The following is a 9,536-nucleotide window of genomic DNA, read 5'->3' on the forward strand; positions in this document are numbered from 1 at the left end:
TCGGCGCGGAGTCCGATTGTGGGCGGACTCTCCGGCGACCTTGATTTGATGGCGTGAACTTCACAGGTATGTTACCGAGCATGACTACGTCTCGGGCGCGCAAGACCGACGCGGCGCGCACACGCGGCGCGAGTCCCAGTCAGTGGCTCCTGGGGTTGCTGCTCGTCCTGGCGATCGTCGCGAGCATCGTCATGGTGTTCACGTCGTCGCTGAGTGTGGTGGGCAGCATCGCGGTCATCGCCGCACTGTGGGCCGCGGTGATCGGGGCGATCCTGGTCACCAAGTACCGCAGGCAAGCCGAGGCGTCGGAGAGCAAGGCACGCGACCTGCGGCTGGTGTACGAGCTGCAACTCGAACGCGAGATCAATGCGCGGCGGCAGTACGAGCTGACCGTGGAGAACCAGATCCGCCAGGAGGTGCGTGCCGAGGCCTCCGAGGATCTCGACGACCTCAAGGCGCAGGTGTCCTCGTTGCGGGCCAGCCTCGAGCGGCTCCTGGGGACCGACCTGCTCGACGGGCCCAGCGCACTCGAGCGTGACCGAATGCGTGAACTGGCCGGATCCTCGAGCGCGGCGACCGGCCCGCAGACCGGACGCGAGGACCCGGGTTTCGGTGACTCGGGATTCGAGGACCGGGGACGTGACGATGTACTCGCCGAGCGTGATTTCGCAGCGACGGCACCGCCGCCGCTCGACCTTCGGGCCGGGGCCGGGGCACAGCCGTCCGAGGAGCGCACCGAGGTGATCCCCGCCATCACCGACGAGATGCTGGCACAGGCCGATGCGCGTGTCGGCCAGACCGGTGCCTCTGAGGCCACACCCGACCCGACGACATCGGCACAGGCGGCGGGTCCGGTCGGTGAATTCGGTTCCGCTGATTCTTCTTTCGCCACATCCGGCACGGAGGACAGCCGTGTCGGCGACGAGTTGCCGCGCGAGGACAGCGGCGGCGGAGCCCATTCGTCCGAACCGCCCGCGCCGCCGGAACCCGAGGATGCGACCGTCGTCGAAGACGATGAGGACGAGCCTCTTGAGGCCGATACGCAGGCGACCGAAGCTCTTGAGACCGAGGCTGTCGACACCGAGACTCTCGAGCTCGAGGAGCCCGAGCACGAAGGCCGCCACGAGCGCAACGGACATCCGGCCGCGACGCTGATCAACGGCAGTGCGCACGCCGGGGAGAACCCTGCCGACGAGCGCGCCGACGAGGACGACGAATCCGGTGCGCACTACGCCGGGCGCTCGGTGAGCGACCTGCTCGCTCAGTGGCGGACCGCCGCCGAGGATGCCGGTGACGTCGGCGCCGGGCGTCGCCGTCGGCGCGCCGACTGAATTGGACCGATCTGCATCGCAGTTCGTGGCCGGGTGATCCGGGCCACAGAATGTGACTCCCCACACCGGCGCACCTATTCTCGTGGTCGACGTCCGGTACCCGTGATCGCTCGGGACTGGAACGGATCTAGGAGGGGACACCGTTGACCTCGACGGGTATCGACAACTGGCCTGCGCCCGCACGGCTGACTGTGGGGATCGTCTCGGGCGGCCGGGTCGGCACCGCACTCGGTGAGGCCCTCGAATCCGCCGGACATGTGGTGGGTGCTGTTGCGGCCACGTCGAAGGCCAACATCGACCGGGTGAAGCAGCGACTGCCGGAGTCCGAGATCGCGCCCGTCCCGCGGGTGGTCGGTATGTCGGAACTGCTGATCGTCAGCGTGCCCGACGACGAACTCGAGTCGATCGTCACCGAGATCGCGGTATCCGGCGAACTGCGTCCGGGGACCATCGTCGCGCACACCGCAGGCGCACACGGTGTCGAGGTGCTCGCCCCGCTGATCGAACTCGGCGCCACTCCACTCGCGCTGCACCCGGCGATGACCTTTGTGGGTAGCCCCGAGGACACCGAGCATCTGCGCAGCGCCTGCTTCGGCATCACCGCGGCCGACGAGGTGGGCTATGCGATCGCACAGGCACTCGTCCTGGAGATGGGCGGTGAGCCGGTGCGCGTGCGCGAGGAGGCCCGGTCGCTCTATCACGCTGCGCTCGCACACGGCGCCAATCATCTTGTCGCGCTGATCTGTGATGCGGTCGCGACGCTGCGGATCGCGCTCGCCGGACAGGAGTTGCCCGGTCAGGAGCCGATCGACAACCGGCCGGGCGGGCTCCCCGAACATCTTCTCGCGCCGCTTGTCACCGCGGCGCTGCGCAATGTGCTCGAACTCGGACCCGCCGCACTCACCGGGCCGGTTGCGCGCGGTGACGCTCAGACCGTCGCGGCTCACCTCGAAGCACTCGGTGAGGCCGATCCCGGTGTGGCCGAAGGTTATCGGGCGATGGCTCGCCGCGCAGCCCACTACTCGACCGCACCTGTCGCCGACGTGATCGCCGAACTCGACGAATCCTGATCCGCGCACCGACCTGACCGCACGCCGCCAGTTGCCTGACCACATCATCCCAGCTCCAGGAGAATCCAGATGGCCAATGCAGACCATTTTCGACGTGACAAGCCCTTCACCGCAGGCGAATTGACCCTGCACGACGATCCGGCCGAGCTGCATCGGGTGACCTCGGTGCTGCGCAAGACCGGCCGGCGGGTGGCACTGGTGCCGACGATGGGTGCTCTGCACGCGGGGCATCTCGAACTGGTGCAGGCGGCGAAGTCGGCCGGCAACACCGTGGTGGTGGTGTCGATCTTCGTCAACCCGCTGCAGTTCGGGGCCGGTGAGGATCTCGAGGCCTACCCGCGCACACTCGACCGCGACCTGGAACTCCTCGACGAGCTGGGTGTGGAGCTGGTGTTCGCGCCGACAGCAGCGGCCATGTATCCCAACGGACCGCGGACCACCGTCGTCCCCGGACCGGCCGGAACAGATCTGGAGGCGCACAGCCGTCCGACGCATTTCGCCGGAATGCTCACCGTGGTGCTCAAACTGCTCAACATCGTGGTCCCCAATGCGGCCTACTTCGGTGAGAAGGATTACCAGCAGCTGGTTCTGGTGGGGCAGATGGTCGATGATCTCGATGTCGACACCGAGATCATCGGGGTGCCGACGGTGCGCGAGGCCGACGGGCTGGCCCTTTCCTCCCGCAACACCTACCTGTCCGCCGACCAGCGCGAGGTCGCCACCGCGTTGTCGGCGGCCTTGGTCGCCGGGGCGCACAGCGCCGCCGACGGTGCCGAGAAGGTGGTGCAGACCGCGCGATCGATCCTGGACCTCTATCCCGACCTCGAGGTCGACTATCTCGAATTACGTTCTCCGACACTGGGCCCGCCGCCCGAGCAGGGTGATGCGAGGTTGCTGGTGGCGGCGCGGATCGGTTCGACGAGACTCCTCGACAACGTGGGTGTGGCCCTGGGTACCGGGTTCCGCGACCGCGATCCGATGGCCGACTGGCCGCAGGCCTGAGGGGACAAGCAGATGCTGCGCACGATGATGACCTCGAAGATCCACCGCGCCACGGTGACGGGTGCCGATCTGCACTACGTCGGTTCGGTGACGATCGACGCCGACCTGCTCGCCGCCGCCGACCTGCTGGAGGGTGAGAAGGTGACGATCGTCGACATCGACAACGGCGCGCGCCTGGACACCTATGTGATCGCCGGTGCCGCGGATAGCGGGGTGGTCGGGATCAACGGTGCCGCGGCACATCTGGTGCATCCGGGAGACCTGGTGATCATCATCGCCTACGGCGTGTTCGACGAGACCGAGATCGCCTCCTACACCCCGCATGTGGTGTTCGTCGACGAGAACAACCGGATCATCCACGCCGGTGACGATGCCGCGCACGCACCGGCGGGGTCGGGGCTGCGCGACCCCCGACTCGATTCGCATGCCGTGTCCACGGGTCGGGGCTGACCGATGCTGCTGGCACTCGACGTCGGTAACACCAACATCCATCTCGGGGTGTTCGCCGGCAGCGGTTCGCATGCGCGGCTGGTCGCCGACTGGCGGATACGCAGCGAAGCGCGGATGACCGCAGACGAATTCGCGTTGATGTTGCGCGGACTGCTCGGCTCCGACATCGAGTCGGTGACCGGCGTCGTGGGTCTGTCGACCGTTCCGTCGCTGCTGCGCGAGATGCGGGTGATGATGCCGCGGTATTTCGGCTCGGCGACCCATGTGCTGCTCGAACCCGGTGTGCGTACGGGTGTTCCGCTGCTCGTCGACAATCCCAAGGAGGTGGGCACCGATCGGGTGGCGAATGCGCTCGCAGCCTTCTCCACGTATGAAAAGCCCTGTGTGGTGGTTGCTTTCGGAACCACGACGCTCGTCGACGCGGTGTCGGCAAAGGGGGAGTTCCTCGGCGGTGCCATCGCGCCGGGTATCGACATCGCGGTGGAGGCGCTCGCCGAACGCACGATCACGCTGCGGAAGGTGGAATTGCGTCCACCCCGCAGCGTGATCGGGAAGAACACCGTCGAGGCGTTGCAGTCGGGCATCCTGTACGGATTCGCCGGACAGGTCGACGGTTTGGTCGGGCGCATCCGCCGTGACGTGCCCGGCTTCGATGCCGACGATGTGGTGGTGGTGGCCACCGGATACCTGGCCCCGCTGGTCTTCGACGAATGCCGCACGCTGAACGCCCATCACGAATACCTCACCCTCGAGGGGCTGCGGCTGGTCTATGAGCGTCAGCGTGAGCACTCACGCCGACGTCAGTGAGTCGGCAGACCGTTGGTCGAACCGTCGGCTGACCCCTCGGCCGAGGTGCCGCCCGCGGACTCGTCGCGGAACTGATGCTGCAGCGTCTTGATGACGCTGCCGCCCTGGGCGAGAAGTCCGGTGAGCAGTTCGTTCACCCCGTCGGCGCCGTTGACCACCGACACGTTGGCGCCGTTGAGTCCGGATGCCAGTGAAGCGACGATCTGGGGCAGCTGATCGATCAGCTGCTGATCGAGGGCGATGCGGTTGTGCGCCGCGGCGGCCTCGGCCGCGATGCGAGTGGCCTCACCCTGCGCCTGTGCTTCGATGGTGATCGCGCGGGCGCGTGCCTCCGACGGTTTGATGACCTCCGACATCAGCTCCTTCTCACGTTGCAGCGCAAGCGATTCTGCGAGCTGTGCGCGCTGCTCGGCGATCGCCTTCTCGGCAGTCGCCTGGGCCAGTGGCCCGGCCTGGGCGGCCTCGGCCTGCGCCTTGTCGGTCTCGGATTTGATGGTCGCACGCTTGATGGTGGTGTCGCGCTCGTAGTCGGCCTGCGCACGCAGTGATTGCTGCTGCGCCTCGGCGGCAGCCTGATCGGCCTGGGCCTGCGCGATGGCCGCCTCGCGTTGCACGCGCGCGATCTCCGGCTGGGCGAGTGCGTTGATGTAACCGGATCCGAGGTCGTCGATCGACTGGATCTGGAACGAGTCGACGACCAGACCGATGGTGCCCATCTCGCGCTTGGACGCTTCGAGCACCTGGCGGGCGAGGGTGTCGCGTTCCCGGATTATCTGTTCGACGGTCATCGAGCCGACGATCGAGCGCAGATGCCCGGAGAAGATCTGACCCGTCAGCTGCGACATCTCGCGTTCCTGTTCGGAGGAGAAGCGCTGTCCGGCGGAGATGATCGAGGGCTTGTCGCCGCCGACCTTGTGGGCGATGACCGCCTTCACGCGCAGCTGGATGCCCTGGGTGGTCACACAGGTCTCCTCGACATGGGCCTCGTTCATCGCCAGGGACAAATAGGTGACCCGGCGGAAGAACGGCATCACCCATTTGCCGTGACCGACGATCACCAGGAATGGCTCGTCGGAGGATCCGGATTTCTTTCCGGATATGAGCATGGCTTCGTCAGGATCGGGGACGTGATAGCCCAGCACTGCAGAACCTCCATTGTTGTCGATCGGTTGGTCTCGATCGGTACTGTGTCTTTTCCGTTGGTCGTCTTCGCCGTTGGTCGTCGCCGTCAGTCTGGGAAAAGCCTTCTCCGGTCGGGGGGGACAGCGTCGGCGCGAGTCGAACTCAGCGTCGACCCGGCAGGGCCGTCCACGGTTCGACGACCAGTCGCCTGGCGCCTTCGTCGCCGATCACCAGCACGTCGCGGTCGGCGTCGATGTCGGTGGCCGCGGTGCACAGATAGGTCTCGTGCACACCGTTGATCACCAGCTCGACCTCGCCGAGCCGATCGGCGCCGGCTCCCTGCGACCCGTTGGTTGCCCGCACGGGCACGGTGATCACGCCGATCCGGCCGACGAGCTGTGACTGCACGCGGTCATCCTGCCTGATCGGGGGCCGCGATCTCCAGACGAGTCGGTCGGCCGGACGACATCGGATCTCGGTGTGCCCCGGATCTCGGTGTGCCCTCGGATATCGGTGTTCGCTGTCGCCTCGGCGCTGCATGTGGCACAATCTCCGTCGTGATCATGAGCTGTCGGGAGTGTTGTCAGGGCTGAGCTGCCCGCCGGTCGTGTTCGGCCGTGCGATGAGCGTCTCGCCCTTCTCGCCGACTCCCGACCATTTCTCTCGTGATCACTCCTGAGGTAGTCATGTACACCCACACTTCTGTTCTGCTCTCTTCCGTTCGGACCCAGTCCGTGGTGACGGTTCGCCGCCCCGACGTCCCGCTGTCGCTGCCCGCGGCAACCGTGCCGGCGGCCCTCGAGGCCGGCGCGATCCCGATCGATGTGCGCGATCAGGCCCAGCGCGACCGCGACGGGGTGATCCTCGGTGCGCTGGCGATCGACGCCGACGATCTCGTCGACCGCCTCACCCCTGGCGGATCAGCCTCGCTGCGCACCGCGGCGTTCGACTCGCGCTGGCTGGTGATCAGCGAGGACGGACATGACGCGGAATGGCTCACCTGGCATCTGCACGCCCGGGGTGTGATCGGTGCACGCAGTGTGGCCGGCGGACATCGCGCGCTGCGGCGCACGCGGTTGGTCGCCGGGATGCCCGGCGAACACACCGCACGCGAGGCGGCTGCCTACTCGGCACACTGAATCGGTGCGCAGAGCGCGCCGGGCCATCTCGGTTCGCCCCGCATTTCGGCAGGCAGATGTCGCGCGGTTAACGTTGTGACCGTGAACGACACGCCAGATCGAAATGTCACCCCGTCCACCGGTGCTGCTGGAGCATCCGGTGCCACCGATGCGTATGCCGATCCGGTGCCCGAACAGCAGCGCATCCGGCGTGAGAAGCGCGACCGGATCCTGGCGGAGGGATATCAGGCCTACCCGGTGTCCGTGGGCCGCACGCATTCGCTGGCCGAGATCCGCCAGACATATCCCGATCTCGAACCGGGCACCGAGACCGGCGAACTCGTCGGCGTTGCCGGCCGGGTGATTTTCCTGCGCAACAAGGGCAAGCTCTGTTTCGCGACCCTGCAGGAAGGTGACGGCACCCAGTTGCAGGCGATGATCTCCTTCGCCGGTGTGGGCGAGGAGTCGCTCGCACGATGGAAGTCCGACGTCGACCTCGGCGACATCGTATTCGTCCACGGTCAGGTGATCAGCTCCCGCACCGGCGAGCTCAGCGTGATGGCCGACCGCTGGGAGATGGCATCGAAGGCGCTGCGCCCGCTGCCGGTGGCGCACAAGGAGATGAACGAGGAATCGCGTGTCCGGCAGCGCTATGTCGATCTCATCGTGCGGCCCGAGGCCCGCCAGGTGGCCCGTACCCGCGTGGCCGTGCTCGCTGCTCTCCGGCTGGCATTGACACGGCGCGGATTCCTCGAGATCGAGACTCCTATGTTGCAGACACTGCACGGCGGGGCGGCTGCACGACCATTCGTGACACATTCGAATGCACTCGACATCGATCTCTATCTGCGCATCGCCCCGGAATTGTTCCTCAAACGCGCCGTGGTCGGCGGGATCGAGAAGGTATTCGAGATCAATCGGAACTTCCGCAATGAAGGTGTCGATTCGACGCATTCGCCGGAGTTCGCGATGCTGGAGACCTATCAGGCCTATGGCACATATGACGACGCCGCCACGATGACGCGTGAGGTGATTCAAGAGGTGGCACTCGAGGCAATCGGTACGTTGACGCCGACGATGCCCGACGGCACCCAATACGACCTCAGCGGTGAATGGGACCGTCTGCAGATGTATCCGTCATTATCGGCCGCCGCGGGTGAGGAAATCACGCCGGAGACGAGTTTCACACATCTGGTGGAGATCGCCGACCGGGTGGGCCTCGATGTTCCCGAGGGAAAGGGCTGGGGGCACGGAAAGCTCGTCGAGGAATTGTGGGAACACCTGGTGGGCCCGACCCTCACCCGGCCCACCTTTGTCTGCGATTTCCCGGTGGAGACCTCCCCGCTGGTCCGTGCGCATCGCTCCACACCCGGTGTGGTGGAGAAGTGGGACCTCTATGTGCGCGGGTTCGAGTTGGCGACCGGCTATTCCGAACTCGTCGACCCGGTCATCCAGCGGGAGCGCTTCGTCGATCAGGCGCGTCTGGCCTCCGCGGGTGACGACGAGGCCATGGCACTCGACGAGGACTTCCTTGCGGCGATGGAACACGGAATGCCGCCGACTGCCGGAACGGGAATGGGAATCGACCGCCTTCTCATGGCGCTCACCGGATTAGGGATACGCGAGACAATTCTCTTCCCATTGGTGAAGCCTTCCAACCAACAACCGAAGATGGGCTAAAGATCCTGTGATAGATCATTGCCGTCACCACGGTGATAGTCGCTATATCACACGGTGGCACATCTTTGATTTCCTGAGAATTGACTACATGTTCGGGCGTGGCGGTGGATGAAATCCGAATCTGTCGGTAGCCTGCTTTGCAGGGAACGTTCTCGGCGCCTCCGCCAGTGGGGAGCCGGATTCGGAATCTGTTCCCCGTGGTGGTACATCGACCCTGAATTGACGAATTGTGTTAATTGGCAACATGTTCCGGGTTGTCGTGTAGTCGTCTTTGTTTCGAATGGCAACGAATCACCACGGTGAGTGGAATTTCGGATCGTTTGCGGGCCCTGAAGTAAGCGCAAAGAGGACTGCGCGATGCGAAGAGACTGCGCGATGAGAAGCGTACGTGAGTGATCGGGGAATCAGATGGCAAAAAAGGTAACGGTGACTCTCGTCGACGATGTCGATGGGAACAAGGCAGCCGACGAGACTGTCGAGTTCGCGATCGACGGTGTGACCTATGAGATCGACCTGTCGAACAAGAATGCGTCGAAACTGCGCTCCGACTTCGACGGCTGGGTCGAGCATGCACGCCGCGTCGGCGGCCGTAAGCGCACGAAGGGCCTCACCACTCGTCAGGTCGCCGGTCGTGAGGACACCGCCGCGATCCGGGAGTGGGCTCGCGAAAACGGCCATCCGGTCTCTGCGCGGGGACGCATCTCCAGTGAGATCGTGGAGCTCTACAACGAGGCTCACTGAAGGTTCTGACCCACGCGGAGGCTCTCTGACTCACGCGGCGGCTCACTGATTCGCTCGGCACACCTCAGCGGCGCACCGCAGTGCCCGCACGTGCGGACGACACATCAAAGGGGCTCTTCCTGATTCAGAGTGCGTGTAGGTGTTCTGCCAGGCCGCCGGAGTGGATGAGTGACCGCAAGATGTAGTGGTTGAGGTTGCGGAAGCCGAGCGCGATC

10 protein-coding genes are annotated in these 9,536 nt (G+C 65.5%); 8 read left to right on the forward strand and 2 right to left on the reverse strand.

Annotated features, from left to right (window positions below):
• Positions 1-80 precede the first annotated feature (80 nt).
• The 5 genes from IEW22_RS14380 to IEW22_RS14400 all read left to right on the forward strand — a co-directional run bounded on the left by IEW22_RS14380 (position 81) and on the right by IEW22_RS14400 (position 4,660).
• On the forward strand, positions 81-1,331 hold the full coding sequence (locus IEW22_RS14380; protein ID WP_188587300.1) for a DUF6779 domain-containing protein: 1,251 nt from the start codon (positions 81-83) through the stop codon (positions 1,329-1,331).
• Positions 1,332-1,474: 143 nt separating this feature from the next.
• Positions 1,475-2,401 (forward strand): Rossmann-like and DUF2520 domain-containing protein, encoded by a 927-nt coding sequence (locus tag IEW22_RS14385; RefSeq protein WP_188587301.1) that lies wholly within the window; start codon positions 1,475-1,477, stop codon positions 2,399-2,401.
• A gap of 69 nt (positions 2,402-2,470) precedes the next feature.
• Positions 2,471-3,403, forward strand: a complete 933-nt coding sequence (panC, locus tag IEW22_RS14390; RefSeq protein WP_188587302.1) for a pantoate--beta-alanine ligase — start codon at positions 2,471-2,473, stop codon at positions 3,401-3,403.
• A 12-nt stretch (positions 3,404-3,415) separates the two neighbouring features.
• Entirely contained in the window at positions 3,416-3,853 is a 438-nt protein-coding gene (gene panD, locus IEW22_RS14395) for an aspartate 1-decarboxylase (protein WP_188587303.1), read from the forward strand.
• A gap of 3 nt (positions 3,854-3,856) precedes the next feature.
• Entirely contained in the window at positions 3,857-4,660 is an 804-nt protein-coding gene (locus IEW22_RS14400; protein WP_188587304.1) for a type III pantothenate kinase, read from the forward strand.
• Here the strand turns inward: IEW22_RS14400 and IEW22_RS14405 are convergent.
• Together IEW22_RS14405 and IEW22_RS14410 are read right to left on the reverse strand one after the other, a co-directional pair.
• Positions 4,654-5,802 (reverse strand): SPFH domain-containing protein, encoded by a 1,149-nt coding sequence (locus tag IEW22_RS14405; RefSeq protein ID WP_188587305.1) that lies wholly within the window; start codon positions 5,800-5,802, stop codon positions 4,654-4,656. The genes IEW22_RS14400 and IEW22_RS14405 overlap by 7 nt on opposite strands.
• A 142-nt stretch (positions 5,803-5,944) precedes the next feature.
• Positions 5,945-6,190, reverse strand: a complete 246-nt coding sequence (locus IEW22_RS14410) for a hypothetical protein (protein ID WP_229742701.1) — start codon at positions 6,188-6,190, stop codon at positions 5,945-5,947.
• Positions 6,191-6,519: 329 nt separating this feature from the next.
• Here IEW22_RS14410 and IEW22_RS14415 point away from each other — a divergent pair, with 329 nt between their 5' ends.
• The 3 genes from IEW22_RS14415 (at position 6,520) to IEW22_RS14425 (ending at position 9,321) form a co-directional block, all read left to right on the forward strand.
• Entirely contained in the window at positions 6,520-6,921 is a 402-nt protein-coding gene (locus IEW22_RS14415) for a rhodanese-like domain-containing protein (protein WP_229742703.1), read from the forward strand.
• A gap of 165 nt (positions 6,922-7,086) precedes the next feature.
• Positions 7,087-8,580 (forward strand): lysine--tRNA ligase, encoded by a 1,494-nt coding sequence (gene lysS, locus IEW22_RS14420; RefSeq protein WP_188587321.1) that lies wholly within the window; start codon positions 7,087-7,089, stop codon positions 8,578-8,580.
• Between the two features lie 408 nt (positions 8,581-8,988).
• Positions 8,989-9,321 carry a histone-like nucleoid-structuring protein Lsr2 gene (locus IEW22_RS14425; protein WP_188587306.1) on the forward strand — a complete coding sequence of 111 codons (333 nt, stop codon included), beginning with the start codon at positions 8,989-8,991 and terminating at the stop codon, positions 9,319-9,321.
• Positions 9,322-9,536 lie beyond the last annotated feature (215 nt).

The sequence above is a fragment of the Gordonia jinhuaensis genome (assembly GCF_014639795.1).
GTDB lineage: Bacteria > Actinomycetota > Actinomycetes > Mycobacteriales > Mycobacteriaceae > Gordonia_B > Gordonia_B jinhuaensis.